The 21,815-nt window shown below is 74.7% G+C and carries 18 protein-coding genes and 1 pseudogene; 13 read left to right on the top strand and 6 right to left on the bottom strand.

Features of this window, described 5'->3' with window-relative positions:
• Positions 1 to 47: 47 nt before the first annotated feature.
• The 4 genes from BN2279_RS24590 to nudC are packed head-to-tail and all read left to right on the top strand — an operon-like array spanning position 48 to position 8,085.
• Entirely contained in the window at positions 48 to 545 is a 498-nt protein-coding gene (locus BN2279_RS24590) for an MGMT family protein (protein WP_324612864.1), read from the top strand.
• A gap of 20 nt (positions 546 to 565) precedes the next feature.
• The gene (locus BN2279_RS24595; RefSeq protein ID WP_079032474.1) at positions 566 to 3,811 is read left to right on the top strand and encodes an ATP-dependent helicase; all 3,246 of its coding nucleotides are present in this window, start codon (positions 566 to 568) and stop codon (positions 3,809 to 3,811) included.
• 56 nt (positions 3,812 to 3,867) lie between these two features.
• On the top strand, positions 3,868 to 7,128 hold the full coding sequence (locus BN2279_RS24600; RefSeq protein ID WP_059013233.1) for an ATP-dependent DNA helicase: 3,261 nt from the start codon (positions 3,868 to 3,870) through the stop codon (positions 7,126 to 7,128).
• A 9-nt stretch (positions 7,129 to 7,137) separates the two neighbouring features.
• A complete protein-coding gene (gene nudC / locus BN2279_RS24605; protein ID WP_059013234.1) occupies positions 7,138 to 8,085 on the top strand; it encodes an NAD(+) diphosphatase in 948 nt (315 codons plus the stop codon).
• 33 nt (positions 8,086 to 8,118) lie between these two features.
• On the opposite strand, the gene BN2279_RS24610 is transcribed toward nudC, so the two are convergent.
• A complete protein-coding gene (locus BN2279_RS24610) occupies positions 8,119 to 8,376 on the bottom strand; it encodes a mycoredoxin (RefSeq protein ID WP_059013235.1) in 258 nt (85 codons plus the stop codon).
• A gap of 132 nt (positions 8,377 to 8,508) precedes the next feature.
• Here BN2279_RS24610 and BN2279_RS24615 point away from each other — a divergent pair, with 132 nt between their 5' ends.
• From BN2279_RS24615 to BN2279_RS24630, 4 genes are all read left to right on the top strand, one after another.
• Positions 8,509 to 10,800, top strand: coding sequence for an ATP-dependent DNA helicase UvrD2 (locus BN2279_RS24615; protein ID WP_079032545.1), 2,292 nt, complete (start codon positions 8,509 to 8,511; stop codon positions 10,798 to 10,800).
• A gap of 146 nt (positions 10,801 to 10,946) precedes the next feature.
• Positions 10,947 to 11,273 carry a hypothetical protein gene (locus BN2279_RS24620; RefSeq protein ID WP_059013236.1) on the top strand — a complete coding sequence of 109 codons (327 nt, stop codon included), beginning with the start codon at positions 10,947 to 10,949 and terminating at the stop codon, positions 11,271 to 11,273.
• A gap of 124 nt (positions 11,274 to 11,397) precedes the next feature.
• Positions 11,398 to 11,748 carry a WhiB family transcriptional regulator gene (locus BN2279_RS24625; protein WP_059013237.1) on the top strand — a complete coding sequence of 117 codons (351 nt, stop codon included), beginning with the start codon at positions 11,398 to 11,400 and terminating at the stop codon, positions 11,746 to 11,748.
• Positions 11,745 to 12,065 carry a hypothetical protein gene (locus BN2279_RS24630; RefSeq protein WP_059013238.1) on the top strand — a complete coding sequence of 107 codons (321 nt, stop codon included), beginning with the start codon at positions 11,745 to 11,747 and terminating at the stop codon, positions 12,063 to 12,065. The genes BN2279_RS24625 and BN2279_RS24630 overlap by 4 nt, the downstream gene beginning before the upstream one ends.
• Positions 12,066 to 12,101: 36 nt before the next feature.
• On the opposite strand, the gene BN2279_RS24635 is transcribed toward BN2279_RS24630, so the two are convergent.
• The 3 genes from BN2279_RS24635 to BN2279_RS31270 form a co-directional block, all read right to left on the bottom strand.
• Positions 12,102 to 13,556 (bottom strand): ABC1 kinase family protein, encoded by a 1,455-nt coding sequence (locus BN2279_RS24635; protein WP_059013239.1) that lies wholly within the window; start codon positions 13,554 to 13,556, stop codon positions 12,102 to 12,104.
• Between the two features lie 102 nt (positions 13,557 to 13,658).
• Positions 13,659 to 14,258: a ThiF family adenylyltransferase gene (locus tag BN2279_RS31265; RefSeq protein WP_324612865.1), complete on the bottom strand. Its 600-nt coding sequence runs from the start codon at positions 14,256 to 14,258 to the stop codon at positions 13,659 to 13,661.
• A gap of 111 nt (positions 14,259 to 14,369) precedes the next feature.
• A complete protein-coding gene (locus BN2279_RS31270; protein WP_324612866.1) occupies positions 14,370 to 14,855 on the bottom strand; it encodes a hypothetical protein in 486 nt (161 codons plus the stop codon).
• Positions 14,856 to 15,031: 176 nt separating this feature from the next.
• On the opposite strand from BN2279_RS31270, the gene BN2279_RS24645 reads away from it, so the two are divergent.
• From BN2279_RS24645 to BN2279_RS24660, 4 genes and pseudogenes are all read left to right on the top strand, one after another.
• Positions 15,032 to 15,637 carry a M48 metallopeptidase family protein gene (locus tag BN2279_RS24645; RefSeq protein ID WP_059013240.1) on the top strand — a complete coding sequence of 202 codons (606 nt, stop codon included), beginning with the start codon at positions 15,032 to 15,034 and terminating at the stop codon, positions 15,635 to 15,637.
• A 94-nt stretch (positions 15,638 to 15,731) separates the two neighbouring features.
• Positions 15,732 to 17,064 (top strand): annotated as a pseudogene (locus tag BN2279_RS24650) (TerD family protein).
• Positions 17,065 to 17,076: 12 nt separating this feature from the next.
• A complete protein-coding gene (locus BN2279_RS24655) occupies positions 17,077 to 17,763 on the top strand; it encodes an AIM24 family protein (protein WP_059013241.1) in 687 nt (228 codons plus the stop codon).
• A 15-nt stretch (positions 17,764 to 17,778) separates the two neighbouring features.
• Positions 17,779 to 18,534 (top strand): AIM24 family protein, encoded by a 756-nt coding sequence (locus tag BN2279_RS24660; RefSeq protein ID WP_059013242.1) that lies wholly within the window; start codon positions 17,779 to 17,781, stop codon positions 18,532 to 18,534.
• A 12-nt stretch (positions 18,535 to 18,546) separates the two neighbouring features.
• Here the strand turns inward: BN2279_RS24660 and BN2279_RS24665 are convergent, their stop codons facing one another.
• Positions 18,547 to 19,071 carry an NUDIX hydrolase gene (locus BN2279_RS24665; RefSeq protein ID WP_059013243.1) on the bottom strand — a complete coding sequence of 175 codons (525 nt, stop codon included), beginning with the start codon at positions 19,069 to 19,071 and terminating at the stop codon, positions 18,547 to 18,549.
• Positions 19,068 to 20,516, bottom strand: coding sequence for a zinc-dependent metalloprotease (locus BN2279_RS24670; protein WP_059013244.1), 1,449 nt, complete (start codon positions 20,514 to 20,516; stop codon positions 19,068 to 19,070). The genes BN2279_RS24665 and BN2279_RS24670 overlap by 4 nt, the downstream gene beginning before the upstream one ends.
• A gap of 134 nt (positions 20,517 to 20,650) precedes the next feature.
• On the opposite strand from BN2279_RS24670, the gene BN2279_RS24675 reads away from it, so the two are divergent.
• Positions 20,651 to 21,811, top strand: coding sequence for an NAD-dependent epimerase/dehydratase family protein (locus BN2279_RS24675; protein ID WP_059013245.1), 1,161 nt, complete (start codon positions 20,651 to 20,653; stop codon positions 21,809 to 21,811).
• Positions 21,812 to 21,815: the final 4 nt, after the last annotated feature.

Raw genomic sequence — 21,815 nt, forward strand, 5'->3', positions numbered from 1 at the left:
AACCGTCCGCGGAGGGCGCGTCCGTGCCGTAGGGCACGATGGGCGCCATGGCAGGACCGACGCACAGCCTCCCCGAGTACGCCGATCGTGTGCTGACGATGGCCGAACAGATCCCGCCGGGACGGGTGTTGACGTACGGGGACATCGCCGGGCTGCTCGGCGAGGGCGGCCCGCGGCAGGTCGGCAGGGCTCTGGCGCTGTACGGCGGGGCGGTGCCGTGGTGGCGGGTGGTGCGGGCCGACGGGAAACTGCTGCCGGGGCACGAGCGGCGCGCGCTGGAGCACTACCGCGCCGAGGGCACCCCGCTGCGCGCGGGCGCGGGCCCCGGCGACACGCCCCGCCTCGACCTGAAACGCGCCCGCTGGAACGGCGACGCGCCCGGCGACGGCGACGGTGTCGCGTCCGCGGGTGACGGCGGCGGTGGGGCGGCGGCTCACAGGCACCAGCTTCCGGCATCGTCCGGCGCGGCGGCCGGACGGCCGTCCGTCCGGGGGACGCCGGGGAAAGGCCGCGCCACGGGAGCCGACTGGCGTAGCGTCTCCTGAGATGTCCCCGAGAACCCGCGATGCACGTGAACCTCTCCGTCCCGTCCACTGACCGGCCGCCCGCCCCGGGAGCGTACCGACTGGTGCGCGCCCCGGTCGCCGACGCGCGCGCTGTGGCAATGGACGCGAGCCAGCGCGCCGTGGTTGACCACCCCGGGGGGCCGTTGCTGGTGCTCGCCGGTCCCGGCACCGGCAAGACGACCACCCTGGTGGAGGCCGTCGCCCGCCGGGTCGCGGACGGCACCGACCCGGAACGCGTCCTGGTGCTGACCTTCAGCCGCAAGGCCGCCGCCGAGCTGCGGGACCGGCTGACGGCCCGGCTCGGCGGGCTGGCGCCGCAGGCGACGACGTTCCACTCCTTCGCCTACGCCTTCCTCCGCGCCCACCAGGACCGCGAGCTGTACGCGGAGCCGCCGCGGCTGCTGTCCGGCCCCGAACAGGACCTGTACCTGCGGGAGCTGCTGGCCGGCCACCGCGAACTGGAGCGCGAGGGGCTTGGGCCGTTCCGCTGGCCCGACGAACTCCGCGCCTGCCTGACCACCCGCGGCTTCGCCGACGAACTGCGCGCCGTCCTCGCCCGCAGCCGCGAACTGGGCCTGGACCCGGGCACCCTGGCCGGCTTCGCCCGCCGCACCGGGCGCGCGGACTGGGAGGCCGCGGCCCGGTTCCTCGCCGAGTACCTCGACGTCACCCGGGCGCAGGGCGTCCTCGACTACACCGAGCTGGTGCGCGGCGCGGCCCGGCTGGCGGCCGAGCCGGAGCCGGGCGCGGCGGTACGGGCCCGGTACGACGCGGTGTTCGTCGACGAGTACCAGGACACCGACCCGGCGCAGGTCGCGCTGCTGCGCGCGCTGGCCGGGGACGGCCGCGACCTGGTCGTCTTCGGCGACCCCGACCAGTCGATCTACGCCTTCCGCGGCGCCGACATCGGCGGCATCCTCGGCTTCCCCGACGCGTTCCCCACGGCCTCCGGCGACCCGGCGCCCGTCGCCGTGCTCACCACGGGCCGGCGCGGCGGCGCGGAGCTGCTGGCCGCGACCCGGCTGCTCACCCAGCGCATGCCGCTGCCCCGGCTGCCCGCCGACGCCGTCCGCCGCCACCGGGCGCTCACCGCCGAGACCGATGGCGGCCGGGTCGAGGTGTTCACCTACCCCACGCCGGGCGCCGAGCTGGAGAACATCGCCGACCTGCTGCGCCGCGCCCACCTGGAGGACGGCGTTCCATGGGGCGAGATGGCGGTCCTGGTGCGCGCGGGGAGCCTGTTCATCCCGGGGGTGCGCCGGGTGCTCACCTCGGCCGGGGTCCCGCTGGAGGTGGACGGCGACGATCTGCCGCTGCGCCGGGAACCGGCCGTCGCGCCGCTGCTGACGGCGCTGCGCGTGGTGGCCGAGCCGGACGGCGGCCCGCCGGACCCGGAGACGGCGGCGAAGCTGCTCACCTCGCCGCTGGGCGGCATGGACGCCGCCGACCTGCGCCGCCTGGGCCGCGCCCTGCGGAACGAGGAACGCGCGGCGGGCGCCGCCGTGCCGCGCCCCTCGGACGAACTGCTCGCCCTGGCGCTGGCCGAGCCGGAGCGGCTGGTCACCCACGACCCGGCGTACGCGTCCGGCGCGCAGCGGCTCGGGCTGCTGCTGCGCAAGACCCGCGAGCTGCTGTCCGGCGGCGGCAGCGCCGAGGAGGCGCTGTGGCTGCTGTGGGACGGCACCACTTGGCCGCAGCGGCTGGAGCGCGCCGCCCGGCGGGGCGGCGCGGCGGGCCGCAACGCCGACCGCGACCTGGACGCGATCTGCGCGCTGTTCGAGGTGGCGGCGCGCGCCGAGGAACGCACCGGCGGCCGGGGCGCGCTGATCTTCCTGGAGGAGCTGGGCGCGCACGACATCGCCGCCGACACGCTCGCCGCGCGCGCCGTGCGGCCCGACGCCGTACGGCTGATGACCGCCCACCGCGCCAAGGGCCTGGAGTGGTCCCTGGTCGTGGTGGCCGGGGTGCAGGAGGGCCTGTGGCCGGACCTGCGCCGCCGGGGTTCCCTGCTGGAGGCCGACCGCATCGGCCGCGACGGGCTGGCCGAGCCGATGAGCCAGGCCGCGCTGCTGACCGAGGAGCGGCGGCTGTTCTACGTCGCGGCCACCCGCGCCAGGCGGCGGCTGGTCGTCACGGCGGGGCGCGGCGCGGACGACGGCGACCAGCCGTCGCGGTTCCTGGGCGAACTCGGCGTGGAGCCGGTGCACGTCGGCAGCCGCCCGCGCCGGCCGCTCGCGGCGGCGGCGCTCATCGCCGAACTGCGCGCCACCACCGTGGGCCCCGCCGCGTCGCCCGCGCTGCGCCGGGCCGCCGCCCAGCGGCTGGCCGACCTCGCCGCGCTGCGGGACGACGACGGCTACGCGCTGGCGCCCGCCGCGCACCCCGAACGGTGGTGGGGCCTGCGCGAGCCGACCCGTTCCGACGTGCCGCTGCGCGACCCCGGGGCACCGGTCACGCTGTCCGGCAGCGCGCTCGACCAGCTCGTCAACACCTGCTCGCTCCAGTGGTTCCTCGGCCGCGAGGTGCACGCCGACGCCCCCGCCACCACGGCGCAGGGCTTCGGCAACGTGCTGCACGTCCTCGCCGACGAGGTCGCCTCCGGCACCACCCCGGCCGACCTGTCGGTGCTGATGGAACGGCTGGACACCGTCTGGGACTCGCTCGCCTTCGAGGCGCCGTGGCAGTCGCGCACGGAGCAGGCGGAGGCCCGCGCGGCCCTGGAGCGGTTCCTGCGCTGGCATGTGCTCCAGCGGGCGAACGGCCGCGAACCGGCCGCCAGCGAGGCCCCGTTCGACGTCACCCTGGAGGCCGGCGAGCATCAGGTCCGCATCCGGGGCGTCCTGGACCGCGTCGAGCGGGACGCCGAAGGCCGGGCATACGTCGTGGACTTCAAGACCGGCCGCACGAAACCGACCCGCGCCGAGGTCGAACGGCATCCCCAACTCGCCGTCTACCAGCTCGCCGTCCGCCACGACGAGGCCCTCGGCGAGGTGGCGGGCGCGGAGCTGGTCCACCTCCGGCAGGGCGCCCCCCGGCGGGACGGCGGCGACACGCTCCCGACCGTGCAGCGGCAGGAGCCGCTGACCCGCGAACCGGGCGACGACTGGGTCGGCGGCCTCCTCGCCGAGGCCGCGGGCCGGGTCCTCGACGAACGGTTCACGGCCTCCACCGGGCAGCACTGCGGCTCGTGCGCCTTCCACGGCGCGTGCAGCGCCCGCCCGGAGGGCCGCCACGCGGTGGACTGACCGACGCCGGCCGGCACTGACGGGCACTGTCGGTGCCGGGCACTAGTCTCACTCGGGTGCCCGCCCGACTCAGCCGCCCCGAGCAGCTCAGGGAGCTGCTCGGAATTCCCTTCACCCCCGAGCAGTTGGCCTGTATCACGGCGCCGCCCGCGCCCCAGGCGATCGTGGCCGGCGCCGGCTCGGGGAAGACCACCGTGATGGCCGCCCGCGTCGTCTGGCTCACCGGCACCGGCCAGGCCGCGCCGGATCGGGTGCTGGGCCTCACCTTCACCAACAAGGCCGCGGGCGAGCTGGCCGAGCGGGTGCGCAAGGCCCTGGCGCGCGCCGGGATCGGTGAGGCCGAGGACGGCGAGCCGCAGATCTCCACGTACCACTCGTTCGCCGGGCGGCTCCTCGCCGAGCACGGGCTGCGGCTCGGCATCGAGCCCGCCGCGCGGCTCCTCGCCGACGCCGGGCGCTTCCAGCTCGCCGCCGAGGTGCTGCGGTCCGCGCCCGCCGAATTCGAGCCGCCCGGCGGCGCGTTCACCTCGCTGGTCGCCGATCTCATCGCGCTCGACGCCGAGCTGGCCGAGCATCTGGTCACGCCGGAGCGGCTCCGCGCGTTCGACGCCGCGCTGCTGGCCGAACTCGAGGGCGCCGACCTCACCAACGCCGACCTCCGTCTCATCCCCGAAGCCGCCCGCGGCCGGGGCCAGTTGCTCGGGCTGGTCGAGGAGTACCGGGCGCGCAAGCGCGGCCGTGACCTGCTGGACTTCGGGGACCAGATGTCCCTGGCCGCCACCCTGGCCCGCGACGTGCCCGAGGTCGGCCGGGCCCTGCGCGAGCAGTTCACCGTCGTCCTGCTCGACGAGTACCAGGACACGTCCGTCGCCCAGCGCGTCCTGCTCGCCGGGCTGTTCGGCGGCGGCACCGGGCACGCCGTGACCGCCGTGGGCGACCCCTGCCAGGCGATCTACGGCTGGCGCGGCGCCTCGGTGGCCAACCTGGACGACTTCCCCGCGCACTTCCCCCACGCCGACGGCACCCCGGCCCGCCGCGACAGCCTCGGCGAGACCCGCCGCAGCGGCGGCCGGCTCCTCGCGCTGGCCAACGAGCTGGCCGCGCCGCTGCGCGAACGGCACCCGGCCGTCGTCCCGCTGCGCCCGGCCGAGGGCGCCGAGCAGGCGGGCCGGGTGCGGTGCGCGCTGCTGCCCACGCACGCCGAGGAGCTGGAGTGGCTGGCCGACTCCGTCGCCCACCTCGTCGCCACCGGCACCCCGGCCGGCGAGATCGCCGTGCTGTGCCGCACGGCCGGCGACTTCCCCGAGATCCAGCGCGCCCTCGCCGCCCGCGACGTGCCGGTCGAGGTCGTCGGCCTGTCCGGGCTGCTGCACCTGCCGGAGGTGGCCGACCTCGTCGCCGTCTGCCAGGTGCTCGCCGACCCCACCGCCAACGCCGCCCTCGTACGCCTGCTCGCCGGACCCCGCTGGCGGATCGGCCCGCGGGACCTGGCGCTCCTGGGCCGCCGCGCCCGGCTGCTGGTGCGCCGCGCCGACCCGGACGGCGGCGCCGAACGGCTCGCCGCCGCCGTCGAGGGCACCGACGCGGTCGAGGTCACCTCGCTCGCGGACGCGCTGGACACGTTCGTCCAGGGCCCGGGGCCCGCCGAGGGCGGCGCCGAACCCGACGACGGGCTGCCGTTCTCGGCGGCGGCCCGGGTGCGGTTCGCGCACCTGGGCGCCGAGATCCGCGAGTTGCGCCGCTCGCTGGGCGACCCGCTGATGGACGTGCTGCACCGGGTGCTGGCCGCCACCGGGCTGGAGGTGGAGCTGTCCGCGTCGCCGCGGGCGCTGGCGGCCCGGCGGCGCGAGACCCTCGGCGCGTTCCTCGACCTGGCCGCCGGCTTCGCGGCGGGCCGGGCCGGCACGGCGGTGGACGGCGAGGCGACGCTGCCCGCGTTCCTCGCCTTCCTGCGCGCCGCCGCGCAGTACGACCGGGGGCTCGACAGCTCGCTGCCCGGCGGCGAGAACACGGTGAAGGTCCTCACCGCCCACAAGGCCAAGGGGCTGGAATGGGACGTGGTGGTCGTGCCGGGCCTGACCGCCGGCCAGTTCCCCGCCAAGGGGTCCCGCGACTCCTGGCTCCGGCACGCCCGGGCGCTGCCCCAGCCGCTGCGCGGCGACGCCGGCACCCTGCCCGGCATCGAGGCGTGGACGGCGGCGGCGTACAAGGAGCACACGGCGGCCGTCACCGCGCATCTGGCGCTGGAGGAGCTGCGGCTGGGCTATGTGACGTTCACCCGGCCGCGCTCGCTGCTGCTGGGGTCGGGCCACTGGTGGGGGCCGAGCCAGAAGCGGCGGCGCGGCCCGTCCCCGTTCCTGGAGGCGCTGCGGGCGCACTGCGAGGCCGACCCGGCGCACGGCGAGGTCGAGCACTGGGCGGACGCGCCGGACGAGGACGCGGAGAACCCGGCGCTCGCCGGACCGGCGCGCGAGCACGCGTGGCCGCTGCCGCTGGACGAGGCGGCGCTGGCCCGCCGCCGCGAGGCCGCGGACGCGGTGCTGGCCCGGCTGCGGGGCGTGCCGTCGCCGCGTCCCGACGACGATGTCGCGGATGTCACACTCACCCCCGAGGAGCAGCGCACTGTGGCGTCCTGGGACCGCGACCTGACCGCGCTCGCCGGGGAGCTGCGGCAGGCCAGGGCGGCGGTGCGGGACGTGGAGCTGCCGCTGTCGCTGTCCGCGTCGCAGGTGCAGCGGCTGGCCGCCGACCCCGAGGGCTTCGCCCGCGAGCTGGCCCGGCCGATGCCGCGCCCGCCGCAGCCCGCCGCGCGGCGCGGGACCCGTTTCCACGCCTGGGTCGAGTCCCGGTTCGAGACGCTGGCGCTGCCCATGCTGGGCCTGGACGAGCTGCCGGGCGGCGACCCGGAGGAGGACGCCGAGATCCGCGACGAGCGGGAACTGGCCGCGCTGAAGGAGGCGTTCAGCCGCACCCCGTACGCGTCGCGGACGCCGTACCGGGTGGAGGCGCCGTTCCGGGTCCAGCTCGCCGGGCGCGTGATCCGGGGCCGTATCGACGCGGTGTACCGGACGGCGACCGGCGGCTTCGACATCATCGACTGGAAGACCACGCGCCGCCAGGACGCCGACCCGCTCCAGCTCGCGATCTACCGGGTGGCGTGGGCCGAGCGGCACGGCCTGCCGCTGTCGGCGGTGAGCGCCGCGTTCCTCTACGTGCGCAGCGGCGAGCTGGGGCGCCCGACGGTGCTGCCGGGACGGCGTGGCCTGGAGCGACTGCTGCTGGGGGAGGACTCCTGGGAGCCGAACGACCCCGGTTAGGCTCTTGGCATGCGTACCACCCCGGCATCCTCGGACAGCGCCGTCCAGCCGATCCCGCTCACCGGCACCGGCGGCATCGACCGCGACGCCGGTCACCGCCTCGACGAGGCGTGGCTGGCGGCGGCGTGGAGCCATCCGTCGACCCGGGTGTTCGTGGTGTCCGGCGGGCAGGCGCTGATCGAGGAGACCGAGGGCGGCAGGACCGAGCTGGTCACGATGCCGTCGTTCGAGGCGCCGCTGACCGAGGCCCACCGGTACTTCCTGGGCACGGACCCCGACGGCGTGCGGTACTTCGCGCTCCAGAAGGACAGCCTGCCCGGGCGGATGGACGACGTGGCCAGGCCCGCCGGGCTGCGGGAGGCCGCGGCGCTGCTGTCGGAGCGGGACAACGAACTGCTGGTGCACGCCGTCGCCCTGGAGAACTGGCAGCGGCTGCACCGTTTCTGCTCGCGCTGCGGCGAGCGGACGGTGATCGCCGCGGCCGGGCACATCCGGCGCTGCCAGGCGTGCGGCGCGGAGCACTACCCGCGCACGGACCCGGCGGTGATCATGCTCGTCGTGGACGAGGACGACCGGGCGCTGCTCGGGCGGCAGGTGCACTGGCCCAAGGGACGCTTCTCCACCCTGGCGGGGTTCGTCGAGCCGGGGGAGTCGATAGAACAGGCGGTGATCCGCGAGGTCGCCGAGGAGGTCGGCGTCACGGTCGGCGAGGTCGGCTATGTCGCCAGCCAGCCGTGGCCCTTCCCGTCCAGCCTGATGCTGGGCTTCACCGCCCGCGCCACCACCACCGGACTGCGGGTGGACGGCGAGGAGATCGAGGAGGCCCGCTGGTTCTCCCGGGACGACCTGCGGGAGGCGATGGAGTCCGGCGAGGTGCTGGCGCCCTCGGGGATCTCCATCGCCTCCCGCCTGGTCGAGCAGTGGTACGGCAAGCCGCTGCCGCCCACGGTCTGGTGAGCCCGTCGCGGGCCGCCCGTGGCGGGGGCGGGCTCAGGCGGCCAGGGCCCGCTTGACGTCGGCCAGCGACGGGTTCGTCATGGTGACCTCGTCCGCGCCGCTGCCGGGCGCGATGACGACCGTGGGGACCGTGCGGTTGCCGTTGTTCGCCTTCTCGACCAGGGCGACGGCCGTCGGGTCCTGCTCGATGTCGATCTCCGTGTAGGCGATGCCCTCGCGCTGAAGCTGGCTCTTGAGCCGACGGCAGTAGCCGCACCAGGTCGTGCTGTACATCGTCACGGTGCCCCGCATCGTCACTGCTCCTTCGTGTCGTTGACGCCGTCGCGTCCTGCCCCAGCACAACACGCGGCGCGGTATGAGTAATCCCGCCCGGCTGTGGAGGAGCGCCGCACCCGTCCCCTCCGGACCTGGCAGCATGGCCGGGTGACATCAGCAACGCGGTCCACTCCGTTCCCAGACGTGCCGGACTCGGCGGACGCCGTGCTGGAGGGGCTCGACCCCGAGCAGCGCGCCGTGGCGACCACGCTGCGCGGGCCGGTGTGCGTGCTGGCCGGCGCGGGGACGGGCAAGACGCGCGCCATCACGCACCGCATCGCGTACGGGGTGCTGGCGGGGGTGTTCCAGCCGGCCACCGTGCTGGCGGTCACGTTCACCGCGCGGGCGGCGGGCGAGATGCGCGGCCGGCTGCGGCAGCTCGGCGCGGGCGGGGTGCAGACCAGGACGTTCCACTCGGCGGCGCTGCGGCAGTTGCAGTACTTCTGGCCCAAGGCGGTCGGCGGCGAGTCGCCCCGGCTGCTGGAGCGGAAGATCCCGCTGGTCGCGGAGGCCGCCGCGCGCAACCGGATCGGGCAGGAGCGGCTGGGGCGGCTGGAGCTGCGGGAGATCACCGGCGAGATCGAGTGGGCGAAGGTGACGCAGACCACGCCGGAGGACTATCCGGCGGCGCTCGCCAAGTCCGGCCGCGAGACGTCGCGCGACCCGGCCGAGATCCGCCGGATCTACACGGCGTACGAGCAGCTCAAGCGCGACCGGGGGATGATCGACTTCGAGGACGTGCTGCTGCTGACCGTCGGCATCCTCCAGGACCGGCCGGACATCGCCGAGGTGGTCCGCCGCCAGTACCAGCACTTCACCGTCGACGAGTACCAGGACGTCAGCCCGCTCCAGCAGCGGCTGCTGGAGCTGTGGCTGGGCGACCGCGACAGCCTGTGCGTGGTCGGGGACGCCAGCCAGACCATCTACTCGTTCACCGGCGCCACTCCGGACCACCTGCTCGGCTTCCGGACCAGGCACCCGGACGCGACGGTGGTCAAGCTGGTGCGGGACTACCGTTCGACGCCGCAGGTCGTCCACCTGGCGAACGGGCTGCTGGCCCAGGCGCGGGGCCGGGCCGCCGAGCACCGGCTGGAGCTGGTCTCGCAGCGGCAGGCGGGACCCGAGCCCGTCTACGCGGAGCACGCCGACGAGCCGGCGGAGGCGGAGGCGACCGCGCGGCGGATCCGGGAGCTGGTGACTCCGGTGGAGCGGGGCGGCGCGGGCGTCCCGGCCAGCGAGATCGCCGTGCTGTACCGGGTGAACGCGCAGTCCGAGATCTACGAGCAGGCGCTCGCCGACGCCGGGGTGCCGTACCAGTTGCGGGGAGCGGAGCGCTTCTTCGACCGGCCGGAGATCCGGCAGGCCGCGCTCGCGCTGCGCGGCGCGGCCAGGGCGGGGGAGAACGACCGGGTGGCCGAGGACGCCGACGGCCTGGCAGGGCAGGTGGGCGCGGTGCTCGCCGGGACGGGCTGGACGCCGGAGCCGCCCGCCGGTTCCGGCCCGGTGCGGGACCGGTGGGAGTCGCTGCGGGCGCTGGTGCGGCTCGCGGAGGACTTCCAGCGGGCCGCCCCGGACGCGACGCTGGGCATGTTCGTGACCGAGCTGACCGAGCGGGCCGCCGCCCAGCACGCGCCGACCGTCGAGGGCGTCACCCTCGCCTCGCTGCACACCGCGAAGGGCCTGGAGTGGGACGCGGTGTTCCTCGTCGGGCTGACCGACGGCATGCTACCGATCACCTACGCCAAGACGCCGGAGCAGATCGAGGAGGAGCGCCGGCTGCTGTACGTGGGCGTCACCCGGGCGCGGTCGCACCTGACGCTGTCGTGGGCGCTGGCGCGGTCGCCCGGCGGGCGGGCCGGGCGGCGGCCCAGCCGGTTCCTCGACGGGCTGCGGCCCGGGTCGGGTCCGGCCGGGGCCGGGTCGGCGGGCGGCGGTGGAGGCGGAGGCGTGGAGCGCGGCGGCGGATCACGGGGGCGCAAGCCGCGCGGGCCGGTGCCGTGCCGGGTGTGCGGCCGGACGCTGACCGAGGCGCCCGAGATCAAGCTGCGGCGGTGCGCGGACTGCCCGTCGGCGATGGACGAGGAGCTGTACGAGCGGCTGCGCGCGTGGCGCGTGGAGCGGGCCAGGGAGCTGGGCAGGCCGGCCTACGCGGTGTTCACGGACGTGACCTTGATGGCCATCGCGGAGAACCTGCCGGGCAGCGAGGGCGAGTTGGCCGGGATCTCCGGGGTGGGGCCGCACAAGCTGCGGCAGTTCGTCGCCGAGGTGCTGGCCCTGTGTGCCGGCGAGGAACTCCCGGCGCCCGAGCCGGAGGCGGTGTCCGGGCCCGATTCCGCGCCCCAGGTCCCCGGCCCTCACGTCCCCGCTCCTCAAGTCCCCCAAATGGGACCGGAAAAATAGTTTGCGTCTGCGGGAGGCATCCGCATAGCGTTCTTCGCGTGGCGCCGGGGAGGGTTCCCCTTCCCTGGAAGCCATGCTGTACTGGTGTGTACCACTTGGGCAGGAGAGTTCCTGTCCACCGAGACGTCGCGGAGGAGGCGAGTCCCATGGCCATTTTCTTCATGAGCAAACTGACCGGCCTTGAGTCCGTCCGTCTCTGCGTGCCCGGTGGCGCTCCCCTGTCGGGCACCGGTGTGTCCGGTGCCGCGGCCGTGCGCCCGGTGGCCCTCGCGTCCCGCGAGGCGGCTGCCGGCGAGCGACCGGCGCAGGCGTCCGCGGCAGCGGTAGTGGCAGCGGCAGCGGCACGGAGCCGTGCCTATGTCTCCATCGCGCATGTCGCAGGCGCCGGCAACCAGATCTTTGGACAGCAGAAGACGCAGCACCACTCGATGTGGGCCCTCCGCGGGCTCGATCCCTGGAGTGATCCAGCCTGATCGGCGAGATCAGGTCGGCACCTTCCAGGGCCGCGGAACCCACACCGGGATCCGCGGCCCTTTTGCTTTGCCAGCCAGCCGACCGGCCCCAGGGCCGGACGACCGACGACACGAGGACCGGACCATGCCACTCGCGCCGTACGCCCGACCCGACCTGAACTCACCACCCGATCCGGAGACTTCTGTGACCCCGCTGTTCACGCTGAACGAGCTCGACGAGGCCATCGAGCAGCTCGACGCCCGCGTGCCATGTCGTTCCTACGACCCCGAGGTGTTCTTCGCCGAGTCCCCCGAGGACGTCGAGTACGCCAAGTCCCTCTGCGGCACCTGCCCGCTGCGCGAGGCGTGCCTGGCCGGCGCCAAGGACCGCCGCGAGCCGTGGGGCGTCTGGGGCGGCGAACTGTTCGTCCAGGGCGTCGTCGTGCCGCGGAAGCGCCCGCGCGGCCGTCCCCGGAAGAACCCGGTCACGGCATGAACATCCCCGGCACCATCGGACGGCCGAAGGCACACGGCCCGCGACGCGAACCCGACATGACGATCACCCACGACTTCACCAGGACAGTGGCCCGCAGGCCGCGCCAGGAACAGAACAGGACCAGGAAGTTGCAACTCATACCCGAAGCCCTGGCCCGATCCCATATGGAACGGATCCGGGAAGCCGAATCCCAGCGCCTCGCCGACCACCTCGTCCGGGCCCGGCGGATGGAGCGCAAGGCCCGCCGGCTGCACCGGCGCGCCGAAAGCGCCTCACGGCGCGCCCGCCGGGCACTCGCCCAGGCGGTTAGGCAGTAACACCCACCGGGCGTCGCCCGGCGACCATCACCCCACCTAGGCCGGCCGTCGGCCGTTGTCCTCCGGTGTGCCGCTCTCCGGCGTCTCCGTCCCGGCCGCCTCGTCCCCGGTCCCGGTCCCGGACGTGTCCGGGTCCGGGGCCGGGACCGTGTCGGCGTCCGGGTCCGCGAAGCCGGGGAGGCCGTCGATCATCTCGTCCCGCATCCGCACCCGGGCGCCGAGCTGGCAGAGCACCCCGGTGGTGCTGAGCGTGACCCGGTGGATCAGCAGATAGGACGGCGGAAGGTTGAGCTGGCGGCCCAACTGGTGGGCCGCGGACCGGGGATCGGCCACCCGCGCGGCCTGCTCCCGCAGCCAGTCCCGGGTGTAGTGGAACTCGGGCACCCGCACCGGCTCGATGATCGGGGTCAGATAGTCGAGCACGGCGTCCGGGTCCAGCTCGATGCCCTCCTTCACGAACCCCTCGGCGGCCAGGTGGTCGTAGACCTCGTCGGCCAGTCCGTCCAGCGTCAGCCGCAGGGCCCGGCCGATGACGGGCGGCAGGCCGCCGGGCAGCCGGTTGACCGCGCCGAAGTCCAGCACGCCCAGCCGCCAGCGGGACGCCGGCTCGTCCTCCACCGGGATCAGCCGGAAGTTCCCCGGGTGGGCGTCGGCGTGCAGCAGCCCGGTCCAGGCCGTGCCGGTGAACAGGAAGCGGGCCAGCAGCTGCCCCGCCCGGTCCCGCTCCTCCTGGGTGCCGTCGTCGATGACCCGCGACAGCGGAATCCCGTCCATCCACTCGGTGATCAGGACCTGCTCGCCCTGCCAGACGACCTCGGGCACCTCCACCCACGGCTCGTCGCGGAACTCCTCGGCGTACCTATGCTGGGCCTCCGCCTCCAGGCCGTAGTCCAGCTCCTCCGCGACCCGGTCCCGCATCTCCTCTATCAGGGGCTTGATCTCCATGCCCGGTATGAACGGGCCGAGCAGCCGGGCGAACCTGCCGAGCTGGGTCAGGTCGGACAGCAGCGCCTCGCCCGCCCCCGGGTACTGGATCTTGACGGCGACCTCGCGGCCGTCGTGCCAGACCGCCCGGTGCACCTGGCCTATGGACGCGGCGGCGGCGGGCCGCTCGTCGAACTCCTCGAACCGCTCCCGCCAGTCGGCGCCCATCCGCTCGGCCAGCGCCGCGCGGACCGTGGCCGCGGGCAGGGGCGGGGCCGCGTCCTGGAGCTTGGTCAGCGCCGCCCGGTACGGCGCGGCCACCGTCTCCGGCAGCGCGGACTCGAAGACCGACAGGGCCTGTCCGAGCTTCATCGCGCCGCCCTTGAGCTCGCCCAGCACCGAGAAGAGTTGCTGCGCGGTGCGCTGCTGGAGCTCGCTGCTCACCAGCTCCGCCGATCGCCCGCCGATCCGCTTGCCGAGACTCCAGGTGGCCCGGCCGGCGAAACTCAGCGGCAGAGTCGCGAGCTTCGCGGTCCTGGTCACTGCCTTCCGGGGCAGGTCAGACATATCGTCCCCTCCAACTCCCATCAAGTGCCCCGAGACCACCTGGTGCGCCGTGGTGTGCGGATGCACGGCTTCAGCTCGTACCCTGCCCATTGTGGACCCCGGTCACGGCGACCGGGCGGTCCGGGCGGCGTCGGCCGCGCCGCAGGGGCACTCGGCGTGCGGCTCGATGGTCTGATGCGTCACCGCCAGGCCGGGCAGCGTCAACTCCGTGCGGGTGCTGGAGGAGTGGGACGCCGAGCCGTCCAGGTGGGCCAGCGCGGCGCAGGCCGTCATCCCGGCGACCGCCGTGGCGAGCGCGCCGTCGCAGGAAGGGACGCCGGGCCGGCGGCCGTTGCGCCACTGGGCCACCAGCAGCGGCCAGCACGGCTCGCGCTGGGCGCGGGCCCGCAGCAGGCAGCCCGCGCAGCCGGTCGCGCCCGGCCGCACCAGGGGCCCGACGAAGCCCGTCGCCTCCACCACGCCCGCGTAGAGATGAGGCGTGCCGGCCGCGACGACCTCCTCGGCGGCGGCGGGGTCGGGAGCGTACGCCGCGAGGCCGTCGCGGGGCGCGAAGATGACCAGGCGCGGCCCGTCCGGCTCCTCGGGCCGCGGCTTGTCGCGCCACGGCCGGGCGGCCCGCACCAGGCTGTCCGTCGCCGCCGCCCGGCGCTGCCCCACCTGCTCCGGCCGCAGCCCGCCGGGCGCCAGGTCCTCCGGCTCCACCCCCGTCCCCTATACTCATCTGACGCTGCCGACGCACGTGGTGAGGGGAGCTCCGGCGGGTGTGCTCACCGCACCTCTCGTTGCGCACTTCTTTTTTGAATCCACCCGCCGCTATCCGCGCTCCACACTATCCACTTCGTCGGCCGCGGCAGAGGTGTATACGAGACAGGGGGTCACCGCGACCGGGGCGCCGACCCGGCCCGCGCCCCGCACCTGCACGCGGGCCCGGCGGCGGTCCGTCAGCCGCCGCAGCCCGTGTCCGGGCGCCGGGTGCAGCAGCGACAGCGTCGCCAGGTCCGGCCGCAGCCCGTCGGTGACCCGCGCGGCGGCCTCCCGGTCGGCGGTGGCGTCGTCCAGCACCCCGGCCGCCGCCAGCCGGCCGGCCACCCGGTCCGCCGCGTCCCGCCCGAGCCCCAGCGCCGCCGCGGCGTCCCGGAGCACGGGCAGCCCGCGCGTGCCGTCCAGCAGGGTGAGGAAGCTCTCCGTCGCGCTGTCCAGCGGGCCGAAGAGGACGGAGTGCGCGGGCGTCACGCCATAGCGGACGGTCTGCCGGTCGCGCCAGCCACGGCGCAGGGAGGGCTTGATCATCGGATGCATGGACCCATGATGGAGCGGGACGGACCGGACGCGTGTGATGTTTTCCACAGGAAGCCGAGAAAGGTATATAAATGGGGCGATAGTAAAGGATGTTGTTCCCGTCCCATGGGAGTCCACGCCCCCACCACCGTCCGGCAGGCGGGACATATCAGGCCCCCACCGGGTAACGTCAAGGTGTGCCCGCCGATCCGCTGAACAGCGCCGGCCCGCCGCAGCGCATTCCCCCGGCGGGCCGGGTGATGCTGGACGGACACCGGCCGCACGAGCGTGTCGAGGTGCGCCGCAGCGCCCGCCGCAGACGCACCGTCTCCGCCTACCGCGAGGGCGACCGCACCATCGTGCTCATCCCGGCCCGGATGACGGCCGAGGAGGAGCGGCGCTGGGTGACGGTCATGCTCGACAAGCTGGCCGCCCAGGAAGAGCGCCGCATCCTCGGCGACGACGCGCTGGCCGCCCGCGCCGCCGAGCTCTCCCAGCGCTACCTCCAGGGGCGCGCGCGCCCGGACAGCGTGCGCTGGGTGACGAATCAGAACGCCCGCTGGGGCTCCTGCACGCCCGCGCTGGGCAGCATCCGCCTCTCCCACCGCCTCCAGGGCATGCCGGAGTACGTGATCGACTACGTGCTGCTGCACGAGCTGGCGCACCTGCTCGTCCCCGGTCACGGTCCCGGTTTCTGGGCGCTGCTCGACGGCTATCCCCGCACGGAGCGGGCCCGCGGCTTCCTGGAGGGCGTCGTCGCCGCCGAGCGCCTGCCGTACATTCCCTGGCTGCGCACCGACTAGCGTTCGCCGGGCTTCCGGGCGTCCCCGTCGGTGCGAGCGGCTAGTCTGACCCCGCCGAATGTTTGTCTTATCGGATGGGGGACGGTCGTTACGTATGGTGACGCACTTCCAGCGGGGCCAGAAAACCAGGCTCAGCGATCTGACGCTGGGCACCGATCTGTACGTGGGCGTGCAGATAGCGGGCCCCGGAATGACCTTCGACATCAGTTGCTTCGGCCTTGACGGGGCCGAACGACTCTCCGACGACCGCTACTTCATCTTCTACAACCAGCCGAAGTCGCCCGAGGAGGCGATCCAGCTCCTCGGCGCGCAGGCCGGCGACACCGAGTCGTTCCGCGTGACGCTGGACCGGCTGCCCGCCTCGGTGGACCGGCTGGCCTTCACCGCGACCATCGACGGCGACGGCACCATGGCGCAGGTCGCCCCGGGCTATCTGCGGATCGTCGCCGGTGGCGAGGAGGTCGCGCGCTACGCGTTCGACGGCTCGGCCTTCACCACCGAACGAGCCGTGATGCTCGGCGACTTCTACCGCAAGGACGGCTGGCGGTTCGCCGCGGTCGGGCAGGGCTTCGACGGCGGCCTCGCCGCGCTGCTGAAGCACTTCGGCGGCGAGGTCGAGGAGGAGGAGCCGGCCCCGGCCCCCGCTCCCGCCGCCGAAGTGCTTCAGCCCGCCGGCGCCGCCGCAGCAGTTCCCGCCCGGCGCCCCCGTCCCGGCTCCGGCCGCGCCGCAGCCGGCGGGCGTACCGCAGCACGCCGCCGCGGGCGGCGGCATGCAGGCGGTGCTCAGCAAGTACCGCGGCTCCGCCGATCGGCAGCGCTGGAGCCTGCAGAACCCGCAGCTCGTCCGCGCCGACCTCGGCATCGACGGCCGGCCGATCCTCGCCCGCCAGGGCAGCATGGTGCTGTACCAGGGCGACGTGGACTTCGGCCACAAGGGCGCCGGCATCATGAACCGGGTCAAGAGCAAGCTGACCGGCGAGGGGCTGCCCTCGCTCATGCGGTGCACCGGTGGCGGCCAGGTCTACCTGGCGGAGCAGGCCACCCGGCTCCACCCGGTCGAGTTGCAGGGCGACGCGCTGTGCGTGTCCGCGCAGCGGGTGCTCGCCTTCGACGAGTCCCTGGAGTTCGACGTCCGCCGCATCGAGGGCCACGGCCTGCCGGGCGGCGTGCTGTTCGCCATGGAGTTCCGCGGCACCGGCACCCTCGTGCTCACCACCAAGGGCGAGCCGCTCGTCATGCCGGTCACGCCCATGACGTTCGCCGACGCCAACGCCGTGATCGCCTGGTCCGCCGGGGCGCAGGTGCTCGTCGCCAACCAGGTGCGGCTGCGCCGGCACGCCTACCCGGGCCACACCGGCGAGACCACCCAGCTCCAGTTCCGCGGGGCGCCGGGGAACTTCGCCATCGTCCAGCCCTACGAGATCTGACGGGAGCCCGTGATGGATCAACGGATGATCACCGGGTACGCCCCGGCCGCCCCCGCCGCCCGCATGGAGAACCACGGCCCGGCCATGGCGCGGATCGCCATGCAGACGGGCAACGACGTGTTCGCCAGGACCGGTTCGATGATCGCGTACGAGGGCTACATCCAGTACGAGTCGAACCCGGCGGCGCTGCGCCAGGCGTTCGCCGGCCGGATGACCGGCGAGAGCGTCCCGCTGATGCGCTGCCACGGCGACGGCCTGCTCTACGTCGCCGACTACGGGGCCGACGTCGTCTGCCTCCCCCTCCAGAACGAGAACATCTCGGTGAACGCCACCAATGTCCTCGCCTTCGACGCCCACCTCGAATGGGGCGTGCAGCGGGTGAAGGGCATAGCGAAGTTCGCCGGGCAGGGATTGTTCAACCTCGGCATCTCCGGCACCGGCTGGGTCGCCATCACCAGCCGGGGCATGCCGATCGTCGTGGACTGCGGCCAGTCAGGGGAGACCTGCGTGGACCCCGACGCCCTGGTCGCCTGGTCCACGGGCCTGCGCGTCGAGGGCAAGCGCAGCTTCAAGGCGTCCTCGCTGGTCGGCAGGGGCAGCGGCGAGGCGTTCCAGCTCGCCTTCTCGGGCCAGGGTTTCGTGATCGTGCAGCCGAGCGAGGACAGCACCGACCGGCTCACTCAGGGCCAGCAGAACTGACGGGGGAGTGCCGGCATGCAGAGTCCCATCTTCAACAACGCCGTGAACCAGTCCCAGGACCGTTTCGCGCTCCAGGGCGAGCACATGCTGCGGGTCAACCTGTCCCGCGGCGAGGACGTGGTGGCCAGGGCGGGCAGCATGGTCGCCTTCGACGGCATGATCGAGTTCGACGGTGAGTACCAGCCGCCCGGGCAGCGCCGCCGCCAGCAGCACGCCGGCGAGGTCCTGCCGCTGATGCGCTGCTTCGGCCAGGGGGCGATCTACTTCGCCAACCTCGCCCAGAACGTGCACATCCTCGACGTCGACCACGAGGGCCTGACCGTGGACAGCTCCTATGTCCTCGCGCTCGACGCCCATCTGCACTGGGACGTCGTCTCCGTCGAGAGCCAGTACGGCATCCCCGGCGTGGGCGCGTACAACCTGGTCATCAGCGGGCAGGGCAAGGTGGCCATCACCACCTCGGGGCGTCCCCTGGTCATGCGGGTCGCGCCCGACCGGTACTGCAGCGCGGACGCGGACGCCGTGGTGGCCTGGTCCACCTCGCTCCGCGTGCAGATGCAGGCCCAGACCAGCAGCAAACCGATCTGGCGCCGGCGCGGCAACACCGGCGAGGGATGGGAGCTGAGCTTCATGGGCGACGGGCATGTCGTCGTCCAGCCCAGCGAGATGCTGCCGCCCACCCTGTCGGCCGCGGGCGACCTGCTGCGCGGCCAGCTCAGGCCGGGGCAGGGCGCGCCGGGCCTCGGCCAGGGCGGCGCCTGGGGGCGGTAGCCCCCGGCGGGGTCACAGCGACGCGCGGGTGCGGGTCAGCAGGCGGACCACCGACGGGTCCGCCACTCCCGCCACCTCGTCGAACGGGAACCAGCGCAGGTCGAGCGACTCGTCGCTGATCAGCTCCGTCGCCCCGGCCGGCGCCACCGCCACGTACTGCACGTCCAGATGCGTGGCGCACGGCGTGCGGTGCCGGTCGAGGGCCACGGGGTCCGGCAGCAGCCGCAGCCCCTCGATCCCCGACTCCTCGGTCGCCTCGCGCAGCGCCGCCCCGGCCAGCGAGGCGTCCGCGGGCTCGCAGTGCCCGCCGGTCTGGAGCCACTTGCCCAGCTTGGCGTGCAGGGTCAGCAGCGCCTGCCCGCGCGCCGGGTCCACCACAATCGCGCTGGCCGTGATGTGCCCGGCCGCGCACGCCTTCCACATGCCGTCGGGGTGCGCGGCGAGATGCTCCGCGTACGCCCGCCGCAGCTCGTCCTGACCGGCGTCGGGCGCGGTCCACTCCCGCAGCACGCGCGCCGCGTCCCCGTGCAGACTCACGCGCCCCGGCCGTCCCCGGCGCCGCCGTCCGTCCCGTTCCCGTCCTTGTCGTCGTCCCGCTCGGCGTCCTGCTCGGGGTGCTTGTCGAGCGTCCCGGCCGCCGGGCCGTCGTCGAGCATCCGGTCCAGCTCCGAGAAGTCGAGCTGCTCGCGGTGGACGAAGCCGTCCGGGTCGTCCAGGTCGTCCGCCGTCGGCAGCATGTCCGGGTGCGCCCACAGCGCGTCCCTGCCCTGCGCGCCGCGGGCGTCCGTCAGCGACGCCCACAGCCGCGCCGCGTCCCGCAGCCGCCGGGGCCGCAGTTCGAGACCGATCAGCGTGGCGAACGTCTGCTCCGCGGGCCCGCCCGTCGCCCGGCGCCGCCGCAGCGTCTCGCGCAGCGCGGACGCCGACGGCAGATGCGGCTCGGCGGCGGCGTGCACCACCGCGTCGACCCAGCCCTCCACGAGGGCCAGCGCCGTCTCCAGCCGGGCCAGCGCCGCTTTCTGCTGCGGCGTGTCCTCCGGCTGGAACAGGCCCTGCTGGAGCTTCTCCTGAAGCTCCTCCGGCCGCGTCGGGTCGAGCTGCCCGACCAGATCCTCCAGCTTCGCGGTGTCCACCTGGATGCCCCGGGCATACCCGTCGACCGCGCCGAACAGATGCGACCGCAGCCACGGCACATGCGCGAACAGCCGCTGGTGCGCGGCCTCGCGGAGCGCCAGGTACAGCCGCACCTCCTCCTGCGGGATGCCGAGGCCCGCGCCGAACGCCTCCACGTTCTGCGGCAGGAGGGCCGCCTTGCCCGCCGGGCCCAGCGGCAGCCCGACGTCCGTCGAACCGACGACCTCGCCCGCGAGCACGCCCACGGCCTGCCCGATCTGCGTGCCGAACATGGCGCCGCCCATCGAGCGCATCATCCCCAGCAGCGGCCCGGCCATGGCCTGCATCTCCTCGGGCAGCACACTCCCCATCGCCGCCCCGACCCGCTCGGCCACCGGGTCCACCAGCTCCCGCCACACCGGCAGCGTCGCCTCGCCCCACTCGGCCCGGCTCCACGCCACCGCCGTGCCCGAGCCGGAGGGCAGCGAGGTGACGCCGTCCAGCCACAGGTCGGCAAGCCGCACGGCCTCCTCGACCCGCGACCTGTCCTGCGGGCCGACGCTGGCGTCCCGCGAGCCGTCCTGCGCGCCCTGCGCCACCGTCTGGCGGGCCACGGTCCTGGCCAGCTCCCAGTTGACCGGGCCGCCCTCATAGCTGAGCATCTGCCCGAGCTGCTGGAACGCGGCACCCAGATCCCGAGGATTCATCCCGCCCGCGCCGCCCGGGCCGAAGCCGAACATGGCGGCCAGCGGGTTGTCGGCCGGGCCCTGACCGCCGTCCCCCTCGCCGGATTTCTTGCCGGATTTCTTGCCGGATTCGCCGTCGTCCGGCTCCTCCGGGAGGCCGAATCCGAATGGGAAGTCACTCACGGGAATCCTCGGGTCTGTGTCGTGGGACGGAACCAACGTGCCTGCGAATCGCTGGTCTGTGCCTCCAGCCTAGACACCTCTCAGGCAGGATGGGCCTGCGCACGTCGTACCGAAACAACCGCTGGAGAGGTCCTGTGAGTTCCCCGGAGCCAGCCGTTCGCGCAGCGCGAAACGGCCCCGGCGCCCCGCTGACCGTCGCGGTCACCGGAGCGGCGTCGGGCGTCGGAGCACTGCTCATCGAGCGGCTGCTCGCCGCCTCAGACGTCAAACGGGTCCTCGCCCTCGACGAGCGCCTCGGCGATGTGAAGGGCGCCGAGTGGCACACCCTCGACATCCGCGACCCGGCCATCGCCGACCTGCTCCGCACCGCGGGCGCCGCCCGCGACGCGACCTCGCCGGCCGCCCGCGACCGGGAGTCGGCGGGCCCGGTCGACGTGGTGGTCCACCTCGCCCTCGACCTGGACCTGGAGGCGGACCCGGCGGCCCGCACCGCGTACAACGTGCGCGGCGCCCAGACCGTCCTCACCGCCGCCGCGGCGGCCGGCGTCCGCCGGGTCGTGCTGTGCACCTCCGCGATGGTCTACGGCGCCCTGCCCGACAACGCCGTGCCGCTCGCCGAGGACGCCGAACTGCGGGCCACCGCCGACGCGACGTGCCTGGGCGACCTGCTGGAGATCGAACGCCTCGCCCGCCGCGCGCCCCGCGTCCACCCCGGCCTGAACGTCACGGTGCTCCGCCCGGCCGTCCTGGTCGGCGGCACCGACACCGCGCTCACCCGCTACTTCGAGTCCCCGCGCCTGCTGGTGGTCGCCGGCTCCCGGCCGCGCTGGCAGTTCTGCCATGTCGAAGACCTGGTCAGCGCCCTGGAGTTCGCCGCCCTCGAACGTGTCGAGGGCGAGCTGGCCGTCGGCTGCGACGGCTGGCTGGAACAGGAGGAGATCGAGGAGCTGTCCGGCATCCGCCGCATGGAGCTGCCGTCCTCGGTGGCGCTCGGCGCGGCGACCAGGCTGCACCGGCTCGGCCTGACCCCGTCCCCGGCCGGGGACCTGGCGTACACGATGCACCCGTGGGTCGTCAGCGGCAGCAAGCTGTACGAGGCCGGCTGGCGTCCGCGCTGGAGCAACGAGGAGGTGCTGGCCGAGCTGCTCGCCGAGGTCACCGGGCGGCACACCGTCGCCGGGCGGCGCCTGGGCCGCAAGGACGCGGCGGCGTCGCTGGGCGCCGCGGGCGCCACCGTCGCCCTGGTGGGCACCGCGGCCCTGGTCCGCCGGGCCCGCAAGGCGCGCCGGAGGTGAGCGC

The organism is Streptomyces specialis (assembly GCF_001493375.1).
Taxonomy (GTDB): Bacteria; Actinomycetota; Actinomycetes; order Streptomycetales; family Streptomycetaceae; genus Streptomyces; species Streptomyces specialis.

Coding starts and splice junctions, on each gene's coding strand:
- BN2279_RS24590 (WP_324612864.1), top strand. CDS start 48: ATGGCAGGACCGACGCACAGCCTCCCCGAGTACGCCGATCGTGTGCTG.
- BN2279_RS24595 (WP_079032474.1), top strand. CDS start 566: ATGCACGTGAACCTCTCCGTCCCGTCCACTGACCGGCCGCCCGCCCCG.
- nudC (WP_059013234.1), top strand. CDS start 7,138: ATGCGTACCACCCCGGCATCCTCGGACAGCGCCGTCCAGCCGATCCCG.
- BN2279_RS24610 (WP_059013235.1), bottom strand. CDS start 8,376: ATGCGGGGCACCGTGACGATGTACAGCACGACCTGGTGCGGCTACTGC.
- BN2279_RS24620 (WP_059013236.1), top strand. CDS start 10,947: ATGGCCATTTTCTTCATGAGCAAACTGACCGGCCTTGAGTCCGTCCGT.
- BN2279_RS24625 (WP_059013237.1), top strand. CDS start 11,398: ATGCCACTCGCGCCGTACGCCCGACCCGACCTGAACTCACCACCCGAT.
- BN2279_RS24630 (WP_059013238.1), top strand. CDS start 11,745: ATGAACATCCCCGGCACCATCGGACGGCCGAAGGCACACGGCCCGCGA.
- BN2279_RS24635 (WP_059013239.1), bottom strand. CDS start 13,556: ATGTCTGACCTGCCCCGGAAGGCAGTGACCAGGACCGCGAAGCTCGCG.
- BN2279_RS31270 (WP_324612866.1), bottom strand. CDS start 14,855: ATGCATCCGATGATCAAGCCCTCCCTGCGCCGTGGCTGGCGCGACCGG.
- BN2279_RS24655 (WP_059013241.1), top strand. CDS start 17,077: ATGGATCAACGGATGATCACCGGGTACGCCCCGGCCGCCCCCGCCGCC.
- BN2279_RS24660 (WP_059013242.1), top strand. CDS start 17,779: ATGCAGAGTCCCATCTTCAACAACGCCGTGAACCAGTCCCAGGACCGT.